The following is a 21,110-nucleotide window of genomic DNA, read 5'->3' as shown; positions in this document are numbered from 1 at the left end:
CTATATTTTCCACCGCTTCGGACGCTCATTGTCGAACCTGCCCAAAAGTCCGTCGATTAGGGCGGAATTGTAGAAGCTGATCCGGCTGATCTTGCGATCATCGTATAGCACAGTGGTGATCAGCACCCTCATATGATGCAGGAGCAGCGTGATCATGGTCGTTGGAACAGTTTTAGTGCGAATAAGGGAGGCTTGATTTCGATATCCGAAATAGGTCGACCACATTCTCTCGAAGCGGATACGCAGCTTGGGACCGAGAATCGTTTTCCTGATTTCGGTGCGATCGATTGTCGCCACTTGCTTGTGCTTGATGATTGCCTTGGGGACCAGCAGTAGCCGTCGATATTGGCCAAGCCTGAGCGTGAACTCGATGTCATCGAAATGAATAAAGAACTCCTTGCGCGGCAAGCCGACCTGCCGGACCGCCTTGGCCGATATGAAAGGACCAACAAAAGAGCAGACGTGAATTTCGGCCGTCTCACCACGCGCCGCCTCTTCCTCCGAAATGGATCTAGCCAGGCAGTCGACCTTCGCATGTTCGGGTCCGAGCAAAATTCCCCGGTGCATCGACGTGTAGTCAGGCTTGCCGTCGGCATCACCGAGATTAGGCGCGACCAGCGCATTGTCATTGGTCAGGAATGCAGAGCAAATCTCGTAAGCGTCGAGCTGCGGCTCTGCATCGTCATCCATGAGCCAGACCCAGTCATATCCGGCCTCGACCGCCTGCCGTAACCCTGCCTCAAAACCGCCGGCTCCGCCGACATTGCTTTCGAGCACGCGAATCTCGATCGACGGATTCTCGAAATAACCCAGCTCATCAAGGAGTTCGGCGGTGCCGTCGGTACTCTTGTTGTCGATGATGATGATCTTGTCCAAAGGGCGGCTCTGCCTGAGCAACGCGTCTATGCATTCAACAAGCAGGTTCTTTCGATTGAAGCTGACAACAACCGCCGCAACCTTGGGTATATCTATTTCCAATCGAGCCTCCTGGCGGACAAAACGAAATATCGATTATATTCAGAGCTTGGCGATGCTTGGCATCACCACCGGAACCAGAACTCGCAAAAAGTTCAGGAGTTTATTTGAGAGATCCTATTCAAGAAGACCGCTCAAGAGCGATCCTGAAATTTAGTTTACGGTCGAGGTTATTAAACGATGTATACGCAAGCGCACAACTGTCAAATCGCAGCTTCCGAGACCAACCCCCAAATTAACTACACACATGCTAAATATACGAAGTGAAGATATATTAATTGCACCGTCTAAATTCTCACTTTAATGGACTTTATCAACTACGTGAAATTCCAGATCACAATAGTTTAAGCCATTGATGATTTAACTTTGTCCGGAGACAAGATCTTTGTTTAAGCGCGTATTGATGGTTGGTGCTGGCCTCTCCGGCGCCGTGATCGGCAGGGCTTTGGCCGAGGCTGGACATTCAGTCCAGGTCATGGACGAGCGACCTCATATTGCGGGAAACTGCTATACAGAGCGCGACAGCGACACCGGCGTCATGGTCCACATCTACGGACCGCACATTTTCCATACCGACGACGAAGCCGTCTGGGATTACGTCAATAGATTTGCGCATTTCATGCCCTTCGTTAACCGGGTCAAGACAACCAGCAAGGGGCGCGTCTATCAGCTGCCGGTGAACCTTCACACGATCAACCAGTTCTTCGGAAGCGCGTTGCGGCCCGAAGAAGCTCGCGAGTTCATTCAATCGATGGCCGACAATACGATCAGCGATCCTCAGACGTTTGAAGAACAGGCCTTGAAGTTCGTCGGCCGCGACCTCTACGAGGCATTCTTCAAGGGCTACACGATCAAGCAATGGGGATGTTTGCCGACCGATCTTCCCGCCAGTATTCTCAAGCGTCTGCCTGTTCGCTTCAACTACGACGACAATTACTTTTTTCATCGTTTCCAAGGCATGCCGGAAAACGGTTATACCGAGTTGGTGCAAAACATACTCAACCATGAGCGGATTGAAGTGCGGCTCAAAAGCCGCTTTTCAAGAGACGACAAAAATGCATTCGATCATGTATTCTATTCCGGACCGCTTGATGGATATTTCGACAACAGCCTGGGCCGCCTTGGCTACCGCACTCTCGATTTCGAGCGCTTCTACCATGATGGCGACTATCAGGGCTGCGCCGTCATGAACTATGGTGACGAGGACGTTCCGTTCACCCGCATCACGGAACACAAGCATTTCTCTCCGTGGGAGAGCCACCAGAAAAGCATCTGCTATCGCGAATATTCACGCCAGTGCGGCGAAGGTGATATTCCCTATTATCCTATTAGGATGGTCAAAGAGATGGCCCTACTGAACAAGTATACAGAAATGGCATCTCGCGAAGAAGGCGTAACCTTCGTCGGTCGCTTGGCGACCTATCGCTATCTCGATATGGATGTGACGATACGCGAATCTCTGGATCTCGCCGATGCATTTCTGAAAAGCCTGAACGGGGCGCCATATCCGGTAGCGACGTAAGGCATTCCCTGCGTTTCTGGGCTAATGACAAAAGTGTGGCCAGGCCACCTTGTCGGACCAAACTGAGGCGACCATGCCCCGGAAGCATTACCCATCAGGCTGACAGGAATGGATTGCTTTCCTACATCGAGAGCATCGCAAAGCAAGACGCCCAGCCGGTTGGGCACTCCGGTGTCGGCGGTCATGACGGGACCTCCGACACCGAAATTTCAGCCCACAGACACCTTTTCCCGCAAATACTTGCCATAATCACTCTTGCCATAGGCTTCAGCCAGCTTGGCAAGGCCTGCCGCGTCGATGAAGCCCATGCGGAAGGCGATTTCTTCCGGGCAGCAGATCTTGAAGCCCTGGCGACGTTCCAGCGTCGCGACAAATTCGGAGGCTTCCAGCAGGCTGTCCGGGGTTCCGGTGTCGAGCCAGGCATAACCACGGCCCATCTGTTCGACATTGAGAGCGCCACGTTCCAGATAGGCGCGATTGACGTCGGTGATCTCGAGTTCGCCGCGCGGCGAAGGCTTCAAGTTGGCGGCGATCTCGACCACGTCCTTGTCGTAGAAATAAAGACCGGTCACAGCCCAGCTGGACCGCGGTGCTGTCGGCTTTTCCTCGATCGAGACGGCCCGCATCGACGTGTCGAATTCGACGACGCCGTAACGCTCCGGATCATTGACATGATAGGCGAAGACGGTTGCCCCGTCCGACCGCTTCATCGCATTGGTCAGCAGATCGGTGATGCCGTGGCCGTAGAAGATGTTGTCGCCGAGGATGAGGCAGGACGGGCTGTCACCGATGAAGTCGGCGCCGATGATATAGGCCTGTGCCAGACCATCCGGCGACGGCTGGACGGCGTAGCTGAGCGAGATGCCCCATTGCGAGCCGTCACCCAGAAGACGCTCGAACAGCGGCATGTCGGCCGGCGTCGATATGATCAGGATCTCGCGGATGCCGGCCAGCATCAGCGTCGACAGCGGATAAAAGATCATCGGCTTGTCATAGATCGGCATGAGCTGCTTCGAGACGACCCTGGTCATCGGGTGAAGTCGCGTGCCGCTGCCGCCGGCGAGAATAATGCCCTTCATATGTATCGCCCCTGATGCTTAAGCTCGAGCCAGTCGCTCGACGATGATGGAAGTGGACTGTTTCCAGTCGGGAAGGTTCACGCCATGGCGCGCCTCAAGCAGGCTGCAGTCGAGCCTTGAGTTGGCAGGCCTTTTTGCCGGCGTCGGATAGGCGCTCGACGGGATGCGTCCGACCTCGGCGGTCGGGCCGCCGGCATCGGCAGACCTTGCGAAAATCTCAATGGCGAAATCCGCCCAGCTCGCCTCGCCCGTTCCGGTCATGTGGAAGGTGCCACGCAGGGCCGGATCGTCGCTGCCGAGAAGATTGGCGGCGACGGTGAGGACCACATCGGCGATATCGAGTGCCGAGGTCGGGTTGCCGATCTGGTCGTCGACCACATTCAGGCTGTCGCGCGTCTCGGCAAGCTTCAGCATGGTTTTCAGGAAATTCCTGCCGAACGGGCTATAGACCCAGGCGGTGCGCAGGATGGCATGGTTCGGCGTTGCCGCGGCAACCGCCTGCTCACCGGCCAGCTTGGAACGACCGTAAGCGCCGATCGGCGCGACCGGATCGGTTTCGGCATAGGCTGCAGTCTTCGAGCCATCGAACACATAGTCGGTTGAGAGGTGAATGACCGGTACGCCGAGTGCGGCCGCGACTTCCGCGATCTTGCCGGCCGCGATACCGTTGATGACGGTTGCCGCCTCTTCGTCGCTTTCGGCCTGATCGACGGCGGTATAGGCGGCAGCCGAGACGATCACGTCCGGCCGCGCTTCTTTCAGTGCGGCCTCGATCGTATCCGGTGCGGAAAGATCAAGCTCCGGGCGGCCGAGCGCAATTACCTCGAAAAGATCGTCCTTTGCGCCACGCTCCAGGAGTGACAGGACAACCTGCCCTTCCCGACCGGTGACGACCATGCGCTTGCGGGCACTCATGCCGTGGTTTCCTTGGCGGAAGCCTTCTTGTCGGCGTCGAGCAGGCCGAGGCGGCCACCTTCATAACCCTTGCGAAGCGGTGCCCACCACCACTCGTTTTCCAGATACCAGCGCACGGTCTTTTCAATGCCGGTGTCGAAATTCTCTTGCGCCTTCCAGCCGAGTTCGGTCTCGAGCTTGGTCGCGTCGATCGCGTAACGGGCGTCATGGCCAGGGCGGTCCGTCACATAGGTGATCAGGCGGGAATGCGGGCCCTGCTGCGGACGAAGCTGATCCATCAGTTCGCAGATACGGGTGACGACATCGATATTGCGACGCTCGTTGCGGCCGCCGACATTATAGGTCTCGCCGATCCTGCCGCGTTCGGCAATGATATCGAGCGCGCGGGCGTGATCCTCGACATAAAGCCAGTCGCGGATATTGGCGCCATTGCCGTAGACCGGCAGCGGCTTTCCATCGAGTGCGTTGAGGATGATCAGCGGGATCAGCTTTTCCGGGAAATGATACGGGCCGTAATTGTTGGAGCAGTTCGACACCACGACCGGGAAGCCGTAGGTGCGCGCCCAGGCCTTTGCCAGATGATCGGATGCGGCCTTGGAAGCGGAATAAGGCGAGCTCGGATCATAGGGCGTTTCTTCGGTGAACAGCCCATCATCACCGAGCGAACCATAGACCTCGTCGGTCGAGACATGCAGGAATCGGAATGCCTGCTTTTCGGCGGCATCGAGCGTCAGCCAATACTGGCGCGCGCATTCGAGCATGGTGAAGGTGCCGATGATATTGGTGTCGATGAAATCCTTGGCGCCGGTGATCGACCGGTCGACATGGCTTTCGGCCGCCAGATGCATGATCCGGTCGGGGCGGAAGCTGGTGATCGCCTGCTCGATCGCGGCACGGTCGCAGATATCGGCCTGCAGGAACCGGTAGCCAGGGCGGTTACCGATAGCCTTCACCGAGGTTTCCGTGCCGGCATAGGTCAGCTTGTCGATGTTCAGGACCTCATAGCCCTTGTCGAGCACGAGGTGCCTGACCACTGCCGATCCGATAAAACCTGCTCCGCCTGTCACCACTACGCGCATCTGAAGAATTCTCCGTATATCATTGCGGATCATGGCCGCGGCAGGAAAGTCTAGGGAGGCAACCTTGTGGCCGCCTCCCAGGCAAGATCAAGCGAAACGCCTCAATAGGTGAAAACGGTGCCCAGGTCGGCCAGCGACGGCTGCTTCCTGTCCTTGTCGGAAAGGGCTGCCTTGTCCGCATCGACCGGCCAGTCGATCCCGAGCGCCGGATCGTTCCACAACAGGCCGCGATCGTGTTCGGCGCTGTAATAGTTCGTCACCTTGTAGCTGATCTCTGTATTGGGGGCGAGCGTGCAGAAACCATGTGCAAAACCGGGCGGTACCCACAGCTGCCTGCCATTCTCGGCCGTCAGTTCGACCGCGACATGCTTGCCATAGGTAGGAGAGCCGGTGCGGATGTCTACTGCGACATCCAGCAGTGCGCCTGCGATGCAACGTACCAGCTTGCCCTGAGCCATGGGATCCAATTGGAAATGTAGCCCGCGCACCGTGCCGACTTCGGCTGAAAGCGACTGGTTGTCCTGCACAAAATCGAAGTCACCGACATGTTCGGCAAACAGGGAGTGGCGGAACGTCTCCATGAAATAGCCGCGGCTATCGCCAAATTTCTTCGGCTCGATCAAAACAACGCCAGGGATATCCAATTTTTCGAAATTCATATCGTTCAACGACCCTTAAAATCGAGAGGGCTTCAATTCCGCGATGCCCTCAAACGAGAAACGGATCCCAGATGCGAAAGCCGTTTCTGTCCATCGCCACCACAGATGGTTTCCCACGGTTTCTATTGCTGCCCTTCGCGGCGACAATCAATGCCGTTCGTTATTTATCCGGGTCGATCCGGCGGATATAATCCGCAATCCCGCGACCAAGCTTCGATCCGGCTCCAGACAACGTGGGTTCTGCAGCAGCGGGAGCAGCATCACCATTCAACAGTGCCCGCAGCTCCGTTTCATCATAGGCCACGGACAGGCCCGGCGCGCCATTCAACTGCTGGCAGGTTGCGAGCTGATGTTCGTTGCGGTGCTCACCCAAGGACGCCCTGCGCGGAAAAAGGATGATCGGCTTGCCGTAACGACGCGCGGTCAACACGCTTCCCGTGCCGGCATGGGAGACGACGCGGCTGGCATTGCCGAACTTCTCGGCAAGTTCTTCCGGTAGTGCCATGCGGCAATATTCGAAATTGCGCGGAACATATTCACCCTGACCGATCTGGGCGAATATCTTTTCGGAAAGCTGCGGCGCGATCGCATCCATGATCTGCACCAAACGATCGAAGGGCAGTTGTGTGCCGACTGTCAACAAGATCAAAGGATACTACCCCAATAAAGGGGTCCTTTCGGACGGGAGAGATGTTGCCATTGTGTCAGCCACAGGTCAGCGAACTTACCGGCAATGCGACCACTCATGGACAGTTCAATGGAGTTTGCGACACTCTCGACCCATATGGACCTGCAGCGGAACATCTTTCCTATCACGATCGCAATGAGCCCCGGTGCGGCACCTGTCGAGATGATGAGATCCGGCCTCTCCTTGCGAATCAGCAGAAAAATATCGCGGGCGCACCTGACCACCGACATCGGCGTGTCCCGGTTACAATCCTCAATAATATAGCATTTTTCCAATCCGGCACTTTCTGCCAAGCCCGGAAAAGTGTTCGCATAGATCATTTCGACGCCGGCCAAGTCCTCCCGCAAGACCATCATCTCGTCCCAATGCCCCCCGCCAGAGGTTATTGCGAGTACCCTAGTCAAAATTGAACGCCCCTATATTCGCATCAATTCTTAAAATAACGACACGGGACATTATTTGCCATCGAAGTATGTCTACAGCAACGCAATTGAAACTGTTTCACGCGCTTTTTTAATTTATTATTAACGCTGATCACGTGGTCTTTTGCTGCCGCGGTGCCCCTCAGCAATGCTTTTGACACGCTCCGGCGAGGCCGCGAACTGAAGAACCAGCTTCAGCGTTCCAGCAAATCCAATGGCTTCGGCTTTATTCATCAAATGTGAACCCGGCATCTCGTAACCTTACGGCTCACCCTTGGTATCTGGCGTTCATGAGGCAGTGCTTGGCTACGAAAAACGGGCATCCCTCGATCCGATCGGCCCTTTCGGCGACACGGCAGGCGTTCATCGGCGTGGCCATCTTGAGCGCGGTCAGCAATATATTGATGCTGGTCAGTCCGCTGTTCATGATGCAGGTCTATGACCGGGTTCTGTCAAGCCACAGCATCCCGACACTCGCGGCACTTTCGCTTCTTGCGGCCGGCATCTATGCCGTGCTGGCGATCATCGAAATCCTTCGCTCAAAGATCCTGCTGCAAATCGGGCGCCGGCTCGACGAGCAGTTGAGCGAACCTTCGATCGTGGCGACACTCGCCGTTCCTGCTGCCGGGCAGGATGGTGCCGCATCGGCGCCGCTCAGGGATCTCGATCAGATCCGGCAATTCATGAGCGGTCCCGGTCCGATCGCAATCGCCGATCTGCCCTGGATACCGGTCTTCATCTTTTTGCTCTACCTGTTCCATCCCCTGTTCGGCCTTGCCGTCGTCGGAGGTGCTATCGTTCTTTTGAGCCTGACGCTGTGCAGCGAATTCATGCTGAGAAAACCAAGCAAACAGGCGGCGCAACTGCTGGCCAGCCGTTGGGAGCTTTCGGAAGCCGGCCGCCGCAATGCCGACAGCCTGCGCGCCATGGGCATGCTGGGCGCATTTGCGAAGCGGATAGAAACCGCCCACGACAAATATACCGCAGAGAACCTTCGCAGCAGCAACCTGACGGCAACCTTCGCAGCCATTGCCAAGATCTTCCGGCTCGCACTTCAATCCGGCATGCTGGCGCTCGGCGCGCTCCTCGTCATCGACCAGCTCGCTTCAGCCGGCGCGATCATCGCCGCATCGGTGCTGACTTCGAAGGCGCTGGCCCCGATCGAGATGGCGACGGGACAGTGGCGCAATTTCATCTCGGCGCGGCAGTCGGCACGGCGGCTGCAGGAAACATTCGACCGCATCAGGCCGGAAGCGGCAGAAATGCAATTGCCGGTGCCCAGCCGCTCGCTTTCCGTCGCCGGTCTTTCGGTGGCCTCACCCGGCAGCAGCAAGGCACTCGTGCAGAACGTTTCCATCAGCCTGTTTGCCGGCCAGGGTGTCGGGATCATCGGGCCAAGCGGCAGCGGAAAATCCAGCCTTGGCCGTGCGCTGATCGGTGCCTGGCCGGCCCTCAAGGGCACGATCCGGCTGGATGGCGCCGAGTTTACCCAGTGGCACAGCGACCGGCTCGGTCCTTCGATCGGGTATATGGCACAGAATGTCGAGCTTTTTGCCGGCACCGTTGCCGACAATATCAGCCGTTTTTCTTCATCGGCCACACCGGAAAAGATCATGGAGGCGGCCAAACTCGCCAATGTCCACGACCTGATCCTTTCACTGCCGAACGGCTATGACACGCAGGTCGGAGCCGGCGGCGGCACCCTCTCCGGTGGACAGCGCCAGCGCATCGGACTGGCACGCGCCCTCTACGGCAACCCTTTCCTGATCGTTCTCGACGAACCGAATTCCAATCTCGACGCCGAGGGTGAAGAAGCACTCACATCCGCCATCATGAGCGCACGCCAGAAAGGTGCGATCGTCGTCGTGATCGCCCACCGCGCCAACATGCTCAAGGTCGTCGACCATGTGCTCGTCGTTACCAACGGCACGATGTCGGCATTCGGACCGCGCGACGAGATACTCAACAAACTCAAGGCCAGACCTGACGAGGCCCGGAGGATCGCATGACGAAAGCTGCATCTGAGAGCGCGGCCAACAGGGCAATCAGGCGCTATATGCTGCTTGCCGGCGTGACCCTTGGCGGTCTGGTGATCGGTGCCGGCGGCTGGGCGGCGACGATGAACATCAGCTCCGCGGTGATCGGCAGCGGGGTCGTCGGTGTCGAAGGCAACACGAAGAAAATCCAGCACGGACAGGGCGGTATCGTGCGGGATATACGCGTCAACAACGGCACGCTGGTGCATGCCGGCGACATCGTCGTGCGCCTTGATGGCGTCGAGGCATCCACCAATCTGGCGGCGACGTTGAAGGAAATCAACCAGCTGGACGTAAAGCGCCTGCGACTGATTGCCGAGCGTGACGGCGCCCGGGAACTTATCGATCCGCTGCAACAGGTATCGCGACTGGACGACAAGCAGTTCATCGATGGCCTGAAGTCCGAGACTTCGCTGTTTGAAGCCCGGCGGGAGCAGATCGAAAGCAAGACGGCCCAACTCACGGAACAGATCGCCCAGATAGACCAGCAGAGGGACGGTACACGGCAGCGTCTGCTCGCCAATGCGGAAGAATCGTCCTGGAGCGAGCAGCAGGCCCAGAAAATCGAAAACCTTGCCAAGGAAGGGCTGGTACAGTTCTCGCGACTGGCAGATTCCAAGCGCACGGTCGCACAGTTGAGCGGCGAACGCAGCCAGCTGCTTTCGGACGAGGCCACGGCGGGCAAACGGATCACCGAGATAGAGCTGCAGATCGCCCAGCTTCAAAAGGATCGTCGCGCCGAAGTCCTCACCGATCTTCTCGATACGCAAGGCAAGCTCGCCAAGCTTGAAGAGCAGAGACTGGCGCTTGAGGATCAGATCGCCCATCTCGATATCCGCGCGCCGGTCGACGGCATCGTTCACCAGCTGGCAACACATACGATCGGCGGGCTTCTGAGCCCCGGCGAAACCGCGATGAATATCGTTCCGACCCGCGACATGCTGACCGTCGACATGCGGATCAAGCCGAACGACGTCGATCAGGTTTCCATCGGACAGGTCGCACGGTTGCGCTTCTCGGCTTTCAACCAGAGAACCACCTCGGAGATAGAAGGGCGGGTCGAAAGCCTCTCACCCGATGTCAGCATCAACGAGCAGACCGGCGAGACCTGGTATTCCGCCCGGATCGCGATCTCTGCGCAGGAACGCGCGAAGCTCGGTGATCTGGCTCTCATTCCGGGCATGCCGGTGGAGGCCTATATCAAGTCGGAGCCGCGAACGGCGCTGGCCTATCTGATGAAGCCGATCAGCGACCAGATGGAACGGGCAATGCGGGAAAACTGAGGCCAGCGGTTCTACTGGTGCTTGAGGCTTTCCGCGTTAACTGAGAATAGTCGTTTCTGCCGCGCGAAGAATAATGGACTTCCTGCTGAAACGAACCAATAGTATATCCCCATTCATAATCATCCCTTCCACTTCCCGGCCCGTGCCGGGATCCTATTCATTTCGGGGCTTCGAGATATGAAGTATCAAGGGACGCTCGAAGCATCGCTTCCAGACGCCGATATTACTCGCGCGGGACGATCACCCCGCGGCGTGGTGATCGTCTCGACGGGTGGCGTGAAGGGCGGCGGCGGCATCGGCTCCGTCACGCGCATGATGACCCGGTGGATAAGGGACAATCGCCGGGATATCCATATCGAGCCGATAGATCCGCGTGGCGAGGGTTCGATTGCCTGGTCACCGCTCTATATCGCTGCCGGGCTCGCCAAGATCCTTGCGCTGAGGGTCTCCGGGCGGGCAGACATTCTCCATTTGCAGGTCTCTGAACGCATGAGTTTCCCGCGCAAGGGGATCTTTCAGTTGTTTGGCCGGCTGATCGGCATGCGGGTGGTGCTGCATCATCACGGGGCCGAACTGGTGCCCTTCTATCGCGAAGCCTCGCCGCGGATGAAATCCCTCGTACGCCGGATGGTTCACAGTGCCGACATCAACATCGTGCTTGGAGAATTATGGCGGAAGCTTCTTACGGACGAGATGGACCTTGACCCGAAGAAGGTGGTCGTTCGTTTCAACGCAGCGGAAAATGTTGGGGCCGGAGCAGATACCGTCGATCCATGGCATTTTCTGATCGTGGCCAATCTCTCTCCCCGCAAGGGCGTTGGCGAACTGCTACAGGCCATTGCCAGACTGAAGAACGAGGGTGCTCCAATCAGGCTCACGCTTGCGGGCGGCGGGCAGATAGATCGGTACAAGGCCGAGGCCGAGGAATTGGGTATCGGCGAGCGTGTCGACTTCACCGGTTGGGTATCCGGCAAGGACGTTCATGGCCTGTTGCGCTCGCGCAGTGCGCTTGTTCTACCCAGCTATCAGGAAGGGTTTCCGATGGCGATCATCGAATCCCTGAGCGCCGGACTTCCTGTGATTGCGACGCCGGTCGGCTCGATCGGCGAGATGATGAATAACGGACAAGACTGCCTACTTGTCCACCCTGGCGATGTCGGCGGGCTTACGGCCGCCCTCAAAAATATGGCGACAGATACCGCGCTGCGTGACCGTCTCAGAAAAAGCGGCAAGAAGCTCTATGAGCGACATTTCGATATCGACGGCTATATGCAACGCATGATCACGCTTTACAGCAAACTGCTTTCGAGTTGACGTTTCCGCCTGTTTTCACGGCCGACGATCGCCTCCGATTACAGACGAAGCAAGAGCCGGACGTGGATGTTGCCCAACTGCAGGTCGGAAGCTGTCAAGCCCTCAGCCTAACGTAAGGCCGGCTCAGAAGCGCACGTGTCAGATTAACGGCACGGGCGGGCTTGCCGGCCCGCAGATATCGCAGGGCGGATCGCGCAATGTTGAAAACGACGAAGGGCAGAGATATTTTAGAGTATTGCCAGCAAAACCATATCTGGTTGCGGTGCATATAATAATCGGACAGCGGTGACGATTCACCTTCGTCCTTCGTGCCGATACTGGCGCCCACTTTGTGATAGACAACGGATTTTGGTGCGTAGCCCAACCGAAAGCGTCCCCTTGCACGCATGGACCATTCGATTTCCTCCCAATAAAGAAAATACTCTTCCTTCATCAAGCCGACCTGGGTCAGGAAATCCCGGCTGACGAACATGGAGGCGCCGTTGACAAAGCTTATTTCCGTTTCGATCGCATCGGCGTCGATCGGATCTTTGTGCAGCGTGAATCCTCCCAAGGCGTAACTTCTCCCCTTCATCGGCAAGAATTTTGCACCTCCCAACGCCTGAATCCTATCCCGTTGACCGGCATAGACCAGAGTTGAGCCGCAAATGCCGATATCCGGATTTTCAACGATGCGCCGATGCAACCAGGTCAGGGCATCGGGTTCGACCTCGGTGTCGTTGTTGATGATCCAAAAATACTCGCAGTCGTCATTCAGGGCGAGACGCATTCCGACATTGTTACCGAAGGCATATCCACCATTGCGACCGGTCTGCAGCAGGGTCAGGCTGTTGGTGCCAAGCACTGGCGGCAGTTTGCCCTCCCCGCCTGCCGGTGTGAGATCGAACAGATCGCGGACCGTGAATTCGCTGCCGCCAGCCTCCCGGCGCAGATTGTTGACCTGCGCGATATCGTTTTCGACCCAAGCCCGGATCCGGTCAATAGATTCGTCTGACGAGGCGTTGTCGCAGACGTAGACATGCAAATCTTCATTCTCCAGCTTCAGCAGACTTTCCAGACACGGATTTGTGTCGCGCCAGCCATTCCAGTTCAAAACAATTATCGCAATTTTCGCCATCGATTTTCCGATTACTTATTGATCTGTCGATAACAGAATACAAAAATCTGCCTCGACTAAATTTTCCAGATCGTTAACATGACTTTATTTTCGCAATCGAGGCATATTTACACCAAGGACCAAATATTTGCCGGATCTTACGCGTCGAAAATTACATGCGATATCACTCGGACTACTCTTTTCCTCGACAACCGTATCTGTTGCACGCACCGCCACCAAGGCAAACCTTCCATTCCTGATGGGGGTGAATTTCACGGGCCTCAGTGATGAAGCCTGGAGCCAGCCACCTCCAAAGGGCGCGGTCAATTATTACATCAGGCAGAAAAAGATGAATGTGGTGAGACTGAATTTTCCCTGGGAATTCATCCAGCCACAATTGTTCGGCCCTCTCTACGAGAAAAACAAGCTTATCCTGCAGGAACAGATCGACAGGATTACCGGCGCCGGCGCCTATGTTATTCTCGAGTTCCACAACTACAACCGGCGAAAGATCAACGGCGTCGAACGGATCATCGGGGAACATCCGAACCTGACGTCGGAACATTTCGCTGACGCTTGGTCGAAGATGGCCTACGAATGGCGCGACAACGGGCAAGTGATCTTCGAACTCATGAACGAGCCACATGACTGCAGGACCGACATTCTGGTTCAGGTCAGCAATGCTGCCATCGCCGCAATCCGCGCGACGGGCGCCGAAAACCTGATCATGCTTTGCGGCAACGACTGGAACAGCATGGGATGGCAGGAAAATTCGGAAAACCAGGCACAGATGCTGAATATCGTCGATCCGTTTGACCACTTCTGCTTCGATGTTCATCATTATTTCGACGACTGGAGCAGCGGCAAATCGCATAACGTCCGTGAAGAGCCGATTGCCTCCATCAAGGCGTTTACATCATGGGCGCAAAAACATGGAAAAAAAGGCTTCTGCGGCGAGTTCGGATGCTCGGTGAACAAGCGCGGAATGGATGCCTGCCGCCAGTTGCTGGCACATGTAACCGAAAATCGCGATGTCTATATCGGCTGGGCATGGTGGGGTGCGGGCGGACCGTGGCAGCCGGATTACGAATTCTTGCTTGATCCATTTGCATCCCATACATCGCCGACCAATCCCGACCCTGCCGGATCAAGGACATGGATAAATCCGGTCGATCGTCCACAGATGAAAGTGCTGCAGGACTTCCTTCCCAAGGATGCCACCCCGTTCAATGCCTGGCTCGTCGAAGATGCACTTACCGACGAGATCGAGGCACTCTTCCGTCATGGCGATTTTTCCCACCCCCAGGGAAATCTCGGAGATGCCCTCTATCTCTACTGGTGCAGTCTCTGGCTTCGGCTCGACATGCAATTCGGGTCGTTGCTGCCATTCTCGTTGCAGTCGTCACCGCCGGCCACATCCCATGCGTGGATCGACAGCGGGCCGAAAGGTCTGGATGCCTATGTACGCATCGCTGGCCTTCCTCTGGCCAAACGACAACTACATGCGGATTACCAGGGCGGCGTGGAATTCGTGCAGAATGGCGAGTTCCTGACCTTGTCCGCTTCGCTTGACGGCAAAAATATCTACGCGCTGGTCTCTGCGGATCCGACTGGCATGAAACAGTCATCAACGATTGCAGCGGTCGGCAACGCGGAAGGAGGCACCCTTTATCGGATATCGCTATCTGCAGCGGATCTCTACGCAGCATCAGCCAAGGCCGGAACAGCACGAACGAAGGTTTCCGATCGCGCCAAACCCAAGATTCTCGTCTCCGCTCACTCCACAAAACAGAATCCAAGCAATATTACGCGGTGGTCATTAAGTATCGATACAGTAGAATTGAAGGAAACCGATGTCCAACAGACAGAAGATGATCTTTTCGTAATCGGCGCAGCAAACCTCGACGGCGACGATTCATTCTGCAATAAGATTTACGACTTGGCTATTATCAACAATTCGATCTCGAAAGATGACAACGCGAGAATAGAAGGTAGACTTCACTGGGATCTCGGCATAGCGCATCGCCTGCCCGAGAACCATCCATACAGGAAAAGGCCTCCCTCGCGAGGCTGATTTTTAGTCTTGATGGCCAATGGCCGCGTTATTTGCCACAAGGAGAGCCCGGCTCCTCTATTTTTATATTCGACCCCTGCGCATGGCAGTCGGCGTCTACATTTTATTTGGAGTGTGCCATGCTTGTTTCCGTTCAATATGCGCGTGCACTTGCTGCCCTGCTTGTCGTGTTGGCGCATCTTTCCGGCTTCTCCGCTTTCCAGCCGCTGACGACATCTTCCTTTGGCAGTTTCGGCGTCGACATGTTCTTCGTTATCAGCGGCTTCATCATGTGGGAGACAACGAAAGATCAGCGGCCGATGGATTTCATGTGCCGCCGGATAGCACGCATAGTCCCGCCATACTGGTTCTATACGACCTTACTGGTGCTGCTCGCAGTGATGTCACCGCGTCTTGCGCCCAATATCCAGCTTAGTTGGGAAGCGACACTCGGCAGCTATTTCTTCATCCCGTACACGGATCACCGAGGGATTAGGAACCCTATCCTGCTCCAGGGATGGACACTTAATTTCGAAATGTACTTCTACATTATCTTCGCCGCCAGCCTGATCCTCGCGCACCGCGCCACCCGGTTCTTCGCCATTATCGGCCTGCTTTTGATATCCGCACTGATTGGCCTTTCTTTGGACAAGCCGCCGGCGATCGTGTCAATGATCACAAGTACGGTGCTTCTAGAATTTGCGTTGGGGATGGTCTTGTCGATCGCATGGCGACGCCGGAAGCCTGGCATGGCGGCAGCACTGCCGATCATCGTCATCGGGTTCGGATGCCTCATTCTGGCTGAACTCCGGCAGCCACCTGACGATCTCAGGCTACTCTTCTTCGGCATTCCTTCGGCGCTCTTCTTGTTCGGGTTGCTCGGGACAGAAGACTTTCTATCCCGCAAACCGTTACGGCCTTTCGTGGCTGCAGGCGATGCGTCCTATTCGCTTTATCTCGCGCATCCTTTCGTGCTGAGCGCCGTCCACATCATCGTTAATGGGCCGATCAGAACCATGCTGAACATCGACGGAATCGCCTTAGCGCTGCTTTATGGTGCACTGGCAATTTCAGCATGCCTGATCTTCAGCCATGCGTCGTTTCTTTTTCTCGAAAAGGCATCGGCTCGGTTCGTGCTCAAGTGCCTTACCGGTGGCAAGAAAGATATCGCCAGAGTACGCGTCACGGCTACGTGAACAGCTTACCGGATACATCCCCTTCACTCCCGATTGGAATGACTAAGCCAATTTCCGAACCACATTCGACCACGGAAGTAATATCCCCTTTACTAATTTGCGAAAAACCGAGTTTTCCGCCCGGACATCGAAAACATCGCACTCATTTTCGTAAACTTTCTCAAATTATATTCACCCCAAAAGTGAATTATTACCATTTAATCTCTCAATACTTTCAAGAGGGAATGCGTGAATGGATTTGGGAATCAACCTTTGGGGTGCCGACTGGTTCAATAACGGTGAGCGAATGCTACCGACAGCCGCCCAGATCGATTATTTTGCCGCGAAGGGCTTTACGAACATCCGCCTTCCCTTTGAGTGGGAGTCGATCCAGCCGACGCTGGGCGGTCCGCTTGACGCGGACTTCGTCGATCAGGTCAGAGAGATCGTCCAATATGCAGCGTCTCAGGGAATCTACGTGATCCTAGACGTGCACAGTTATGGAAAATTCGGCGAAGAACTGATCGGCAGCGACCACGTAAACGTCTCCGATTTTTCGAATCTCTGGGGCAAGATTGCCACGGCCTTCGCAAATAACGACAATGTCCGTTTCGGACTGATGAACGAACCGCAGCTGGAAAGCGCTTCGGATTGGCTCGGCGCGGTCAATGCCGCGATCTCCGCCATCCGTGAAGCGGGCGCTAGTCAACAGGTGCTGGTGCCGGGCATCAACTGGACAGGTGCATGGAGCTGGACCGGCAGCGACAATGCGCAGGTCATCGGCGCGGAAGGCGCGATCATCGATCCAGCCGACAATTACGCTTTCGAAGTTCATCAATATCTTGACGACACTTCGGGCCAGCATGAATGGGTGGTTTCGGAAACTATCGGTGTCGAACGCCTGAAGGCCATTACCGACTGGGCACGCGAGAACGATGCCTCGCTCTATCTCGGCGAATTCGGTGTGGCGGACAATCCCCAGGCGCTTGCCGCGCTCAAGAACATGCTGACTTTCCTTTCGGATAATTCCGACGTCTGGGTCTCCGCGTCCTATTGGGTCGCCGGGGAAGCGAATCCGACCTACGTGTATTCTGTCCAACCCGAACTTGCGGTGTTCGACGTCCCTCAGATGGACATTCTGGAAAACTATACCGGGGCCGTATATACCGAAACCAAGCTTGCAGACGGCACAATTCGTCAGGACGTTCATGCCTGTAAAAACGGCGCCATAAGGCTGACGGACATCCTGACGCCCGATGGCGAATTGCTATCGCGCAGCATCAACGACGCCGAGGGAAATCTGCGCACCAAGGCCGTGATCGGCAAAGATGGTTCGATTACGGTTACACTCTATGACCAACCGGGGACGAATTATCCCTATACGGCAACTGTCTACAACCCAGAACGCGAGCGAATAGAGATTAGCATTGCCGATGAAAACGGGGCGCTGACCGTCAAGTCCTATCAGCCGGACGCCCACGATCACTATCAGGAAACATCCTATAATGACGACGGCAGCCTGCGCAGCATTGCCAGGCATGTCGACGGACAGCATACAAGCGAAAGCTACAACGACGGCATCATCACCCAGATCGAGATCTATAACGCATCCTGGCAACTGATCAGCCGTGACAGCTTCGATGCATCCGGAAATCTTGCCCAGAGACAGGTCGACAACAAAGACGGCAGCCACGACATCTCGACGTTCGATGCGAAGACCGGCCTCGTTCTGTCAGAGGCCGAGTATTCGACCTCCTGGAAACTGACGGCATCGATCAGCTATGACGGTCTCGGCCATCCAACCCAGCGGATCGACTACCATTCGGATGGCAGCAAGGTCGTGGTATCCTACGCGCCCGGCAGCGATGAGCCTGCGCACTCCGACCACTTCACAAATATCGGCAAGCTGCAATCCTCGACGGTATACAGCGATACGCTGGAGACCACCCGGACCTACGCGGCACCGGATTACACGAGACTCGTGTCAACAGTTGTCGTGCAGAATGGCGCAGTTGTCTCGACCACGAATTACGATGCCAGCGGGCGTATTGCCAGCATCGACAGAACCGATGCCGACGGTCGTCATTCGGTGGAGAATTACGATGCCAAACATCAGGATCATCCGGCATCGCTGAGCCTTTATGACGCATCGTGGAAGCTTGTCAGCATCACCTATTTCGATGAGGACGGGAAAATACGGCTGGTCAATTCGACCGGAGAAAACGGCCTCAATACGCTGACCAGCTATGTTCCTGGCACCGACGACATCACCAGGGTCGAAGTCTATGTCGATTGGAAGCTGCAATCGCGAACCAGCTATGGTGAAGACGGAAAGATCACCAATATCCAGATAGATCACGCCAACGGCACGCATGAGATGCGAAACTACGACGACAATCAGCAGCATTCGGACTCGGTAAGCCTCTATGACGCATCGTGGAAGCTTGTCAGCATCACCTATTTCGATGAGAACGGGCAAATACGGCTGGTCAATTCCGCCGGAGAAAACGGCCTCAATACGCTGACCAGCTATGTTCCTGGCACCGACGACATCACCAAGGTCGAAGTCTATGTCGATGGGAAGCTGCAGTCGAGAACCAGCTATGGCGAAGAGGGGGAGATTACGAATATCCAGACGGATCACGCCGACGGCACGCATGAGATGCGAAACTACGACGACAATCAGCGGCATTCGGACTCGGTAAGCCTCTATGACGCATCGTGGAAGCTTGTCAGCATCACCTATTTCGATGAGAACGGGCAAATACGGCTGGTCAATTCCGCCGGAGAAAACGGCCTCAATACGCTGACCAGCTATGTTCCTGGCACCGACGACATCACCAGGGTCGAAGTCTATGTCGATTGGAAGCTGCAATCGCGAACCAGCTATGGTGAAAATGGAAAGATCAGCGATATCCAGATAGATCACGCCGACAGCACGCATGAAATCCGGATGTTTGGCGACAATCAGCACCACCCAGCGACCGTAAGCCTCTACGACTCCTCATGGAAGCTGATCGCGACACAGCGTTTTGCCGAAACTCATGAGGCAACGGCTATGACTAAAATGTCGAATTTCAGCTTCCTTGTGACGGATACCATGATTAAAGCCGAATATCACGACGGCGACACGGGGAGCGAGAACAACAGTCACTATTCGATCGATCCGTCACTGCACGACTTTGTTGGTGACAGCAGCTTGTATTTGAACAGCGGCGAAAACAACATCAACTTTGTCGACCACGTCGCCGATAACCATTTCCTCACTGAATCCGACGATAGACTTGTTACAACTCCACAATATGATCTAGCTTGATTACAAGAGCTACACAGGCGACACCTGCCGAATAGAAAGTTTCATGTGTTTTGCTTGTGACCTACTATAATTGGCATATGAACACGGAGATGGGCAGCTATGAGGGGCAGGCATACGGTTTAGAGGTTGAGCACTTTGCCAGCTTCTTTCGATGAAATACGCGGTCGCATAATCCGAAGCTAGAATCCTCGCGTCAAATGCTTTTGCGAAAGTAAAAGCCGTCCCGGCAGGAATAACGGATTGCCGGACGGACCACTCTCACACGACTTTCAATCGGCTCTCACCAAATTTGCCAGTCCGCGATCAGGAAATAATATGCCCGAAATTTGTTTAATGACGAAATCCTGGAGATCCGGTAGCGCATGGGTTGCCCAGATGCTTGCCCAAGCGATAGCCCAGCAAGGCGCACGTATTGCCTTCATCGCGCCGCTCGCCGATCCGGAAGAGAGAGAGCCATCACATCCGAATCTCGTCCGCATGAAGCCCCCCCGCGAACTGATTGGCGCACAACCGAAATTCAAGAGGATCATTGTTTCTCTCTCGCGGATAGGAACAAGCCTGTTCCAGACGCTCAAGTTGAGAGCGACGACGAGAAACTTCATCTTCTCGATACCCGAGCCTCTGGTCTTCACATTACCACTTTTCGCGCTGCTGCGCCTGACCGGCGGCCGCGTCATCTTCATCGTCCACGACTCGCAGCCGCATGCCTGGAGCCTCCCGGCGTCGATGCGACGAATCGAACGTGGCGGCCATACCTTGTCCTATCGCCTCGCCAGCAGCCTCGTTGCGCTCACACCGACGGTCAAGGATGCTCTGGTCAGGGATTTCGCGATATCGCCCGAAAAGGTCCATGTCATTCCGCACGGTCCGTTCTCGCTCGATGAGGCAAGCCCGATACCAGGAAGCGGCCGGCTTTTGATCTTTGGTTCTCTGCGGCGCAACAAGAGCGTGCTTGAGGTGATCGAGGGGGTTAAACTTGCACGGAGACGAGGCGCAGAGACGATGCTCGTTCTCGCCGGTGAGCCGCTCAAGCAGGAAGCCGGCTATTGGGACGAATGCCTCAAGGCAATTTCGGAGGATCCAGAAGGTTTCGATGTGAAAGAAGGGTTTCTGCCTGACGAGGCATTGCCCAAACTGATCGGAACCGTCGATGCGTTCGTGCTCGCCTATCAAAACTTCAATTCGCAGAGCGGCGTCGGCGTTCTTGCGGCGCTCGCGGGGCGCCCGGTCATCGGCACACGTTCCGGCGGCATCGACGAGCTGTTCGCATGCGGACTTTCCGGCAGGATCATTGAGGGCGACGTAACCGCGGAGAGCGTCGCCACCGCCATGCTTGCATTCAAGGCCCGGGATATCGAGGAGTGGCGCGGAGAAGCATCCGAAGGCGTTCTGAAAATCGCACAGACCCTGCGCTGGGACAAGATTGCCGACGCCTACATTGCATTGTGCCGTGAAACATAAAATCCCTGACCTCCAATCGCGGCCGGATGTCCGCGGA

16 protein-coding genes are annotated in these 21,110 nt (G+C 55.9%); 8 read left to right on the top strand and 8 right to left on the bottom strand.

What is annotated here, in order from left to right:
• Window positions 1-978, bottom strand: a complete 978-nt coding sequence (locus MRBLMR1_RS25145; RefSeq protein WP_500066903.1) for a glycosyltransferase family 2 protein — start codon at window positions 976-978, stop codon at window positions 1-3.
• A gap of 400 nt (window positions 979-1,378) precedes the next feature.
• Here MRBLMR1_RS25145 and glf point away from each other — a divergent pair, with 400 nt between their 5' ends.
• Window positions 1,379-2,497, top strand: a complete 1,119-nt coding sequence (glf, locus tag MRBLMR1_RS25140; RefSeq protein ID WP_500066923.1) for a UDP-galactopyranose mutase — start codon at window positions 1,379-1,381, stop codon at window positions 2,495-2,497.
• Between the two features lie 209 nt (window positions 2,498-2,706).
• Here glf and rfbA read toward each other — a convergent pair whose 3' ends face one another.
• From rfbA to MRBLMR1_RS25110, 6 genes are all read right to left on the bottom strand, one after another.
• A complete protein-coding gene (gene rfbA, locus MRBLMR1_RS25135) occupies window positions 2,707-3,576 on the bottom strand; it encodes a glucose-1-phosphate thymidylyltransferase RfbA (RefSeq protein WP_500066902.1) in 870 nt (289 codons plus the stop codon).
• A gap of 18 nt (window positions 3,577-3,594) precedes the next feature.
• Complete coding sequence (rfbD, locus tag MRBLMR1_RS25130) at window positions 3,595-4,491, bottom strand: dTDP-4-dehydrorhamnose reductase (RefSeq protein ID WP_500066901.1); 897 nt, start codon at window positions 4,489-4,491, stop codon at window positions 3,595-3,597.
• Window positions 4,488-5,570: a dTDP-glucose 4,6-dehydratase gene (gene rfbB, locus MRBLMR1_RS25125; RefSeq protein ID WP_500066900.1), complete on the bottom strand. Its 1,083-nt coding sequence runs from the start codon at window positions 5,568-5,570 to the stop codon at window positions 4,488-4,490. The genes rfbD and rfbB overlap by 4 nt, the downstream gene beginning before the upstream one ends.
• Window positions 5,571-5,671: 101 nt before the next feature.
• Window positions 5,672-6,229 (bottom strand): dTDP-4-dehydrorhamnose 3,5-epimerase, encoded by a 558-nt coding sequence (gene rfbC, locus MRBLMR1_RS25120; protein ID WP_500066899.1) that lies wholly within the window; start codon window positions 6,227-6,229, stop codon window positions 5,672-5,674.
• Window positions 6,230-6,389: 160 nt separating this feature from the next.
• Window positions 6,390-6,878 (bottom strand): glycosyltransferase, encoded by a 489-nt coding sequence (locus tag MRBLMR1_RS25115; protein WP_500066898.1) that lies wholly within the window; start codon window positions 6,876-6,878, stop codon window positions 6,390-6,392.
• On the bottom strand, window positions 6,875-7,252 hold the full coding sequence (locus MRBLMR1_RS25110) for a glucuronosyltransferase (RefSeq protein ID WP_500066897.1): 378 nt from the start codon (window positions 7,250-7,252) through the stop codon (window positions 6,875-6,877). Before MRBLMR1_RS25110 ends, MRBLMR1_RS25115 begins: the two co-directional genes overlap by 4 nt.
• Before the next feature lie 389 nt (window positions 7,253-7,641).
• Here MRBLMR1_RS25110 and MRBLMR1_RS25105 point away from each other — a divergent pair, with 389 nt between their 5' ends.
• From MRBLMR1_RS25105 to MRBLMR1_RS25095, 3 genes are all read left to right on the top strand, one after another.
• Window positions 7,642-9,348 carry a type I secretion system permease/ATPase gene (locus MRBLMR1_RS25105; RefSeq protein ID WP_500066896.1) on the top strand — a complete coding sequence of 569 codons (1,707 nt, stop codon included), beginning with the start codon at window positions 7,642-7,644 and terminating at the stop codon, window positions 9,346-9,348.
• Window positions 9,345-10,658, top strand: coding sequence for an HlyD family type I secretion periplasmic adaptor subunit (locus tag MRBLMR1_RS25100; RefSeq protein ID WP_500066895.1), 1,314 nt, complete (start codon window positions 9,345-9,347; stop codon window positions 10,656-10,658). Before MRBLMR1_RS25105 ends, MRBLMR1_RS25100 begins: the two co-directional genes overlap by 4 nt.
• A gap of 177 nt (window positions 10,659-10,835) precedes the next feature.
• The gene (locus MRBLMR1_RS25095; protein WP_500066894.1) at window positions 10,836-11,972 is read left to right on the top strand and encodes a glycosyltransferase family 4 protein; all 1,137 of its coding nucleotides are present in this window, start codon (window positions 10,836-10,838) and stop codon (window positions 11,970-11,972) included.
• 94 nt (window positions 11,973-12,066) lie between these two features.
• Here the strand turns inward: MRBLMR1_RS25095 and MRBLMR1_RS25090 are convergent, their stop codons facing one another.
• Window positions 12,067-13,089: a glycosyltransferase family 2 protein gene (locus MRBLMR1_RS25090; RefSeq protein WP_500066893.1), complete on the bottom strand. Its 1,023-nt coding sequence runs from the start codon at window positions 13,087-13,089 to the stop codon at window positions 12,067-12,069.
• Between the two features lie 238 nt (window positions 13,090-13,327).
• On the opposite strand from MRBLMR1_RS25090, the gene MRBLMR1_RS25085 reads away from it, so the two are divergent.
• From MRBLMR1_RS25085 to MRBLMR1_RS25070, 4 genes are all read left to right on the top strand, one after another.
• Window positions 13,328-15,142 carry a glycoside hydrolase family 5 protein gene (locus MRBLMR1_RS25085; RefSeq protein WP_500066922.1) on the top strand — a complete coding sequence of 605 codons (1,815 nt, stop codon included), beginning with the start codon at window positions 13,328-13,330 and terminating at the stop codon, window positions 15,140-15,142.
• A 119-nt stretch (window positions 15,143-15,261) separates the two neighbouring features.
• The gene (locus tag MRBLMR1_RS25080; protein WP_500066892.1) at window positions 15,262-16,317 is read left to right on the top strand and encodes an acyltransferase family protein; all 1,056 of its coding nucleotides are present in this window, start codon (window positions 15,262-15,264) and stop codon (window positions 16,315-16,317) included.
• Between the two features lie 232 nt (window positions 16,318-16,549).
• Window positions 16,550-19,612: a glycoside hydrolase family 5 protein gene (locus MRBLMR1_RS25075; RefSeq protein WP_500066891.1), complete on the top strand. Its 3,063-nt coding sequence runs from the start codon at window positions 16,550-16,552 to the stop codon at window positions 19,610-19,612.
• A 333-nt stretch (window positions 19,613-19,945) separates the two neighbouring features.
• Window positions 19,946-21,073, top strand: a complete 1,128-nt coding sequence (locus MRBLMR1_RS25070) for a glycosyltransferase family 4 protein (RefSeq protein WP_500066890.1) — start codon at window positions 19,946-19,948, stop codon at window positions 21,071-21,073.
• Window positions 21,074-21,110 lie beyond the last annotated feature (37 nt).

Origin of the sequence: Neorhizobium sp. LMR1-1-1.1 (genome assembly GCF_040675795.1) — a bacterium.
Lineage (GTDB): Bacteria > Pseudomonadota > Alphaproteobacteria > Rhizobiales > Rhizobiaceae > Neorhizobium > Neorhizobium cellulosilyticum.
The sequence above is the reverse complement of the archived record's forward strand: the minus strand, read 5'-3'. Positions and strand labels throughout refer to the sequence as shown.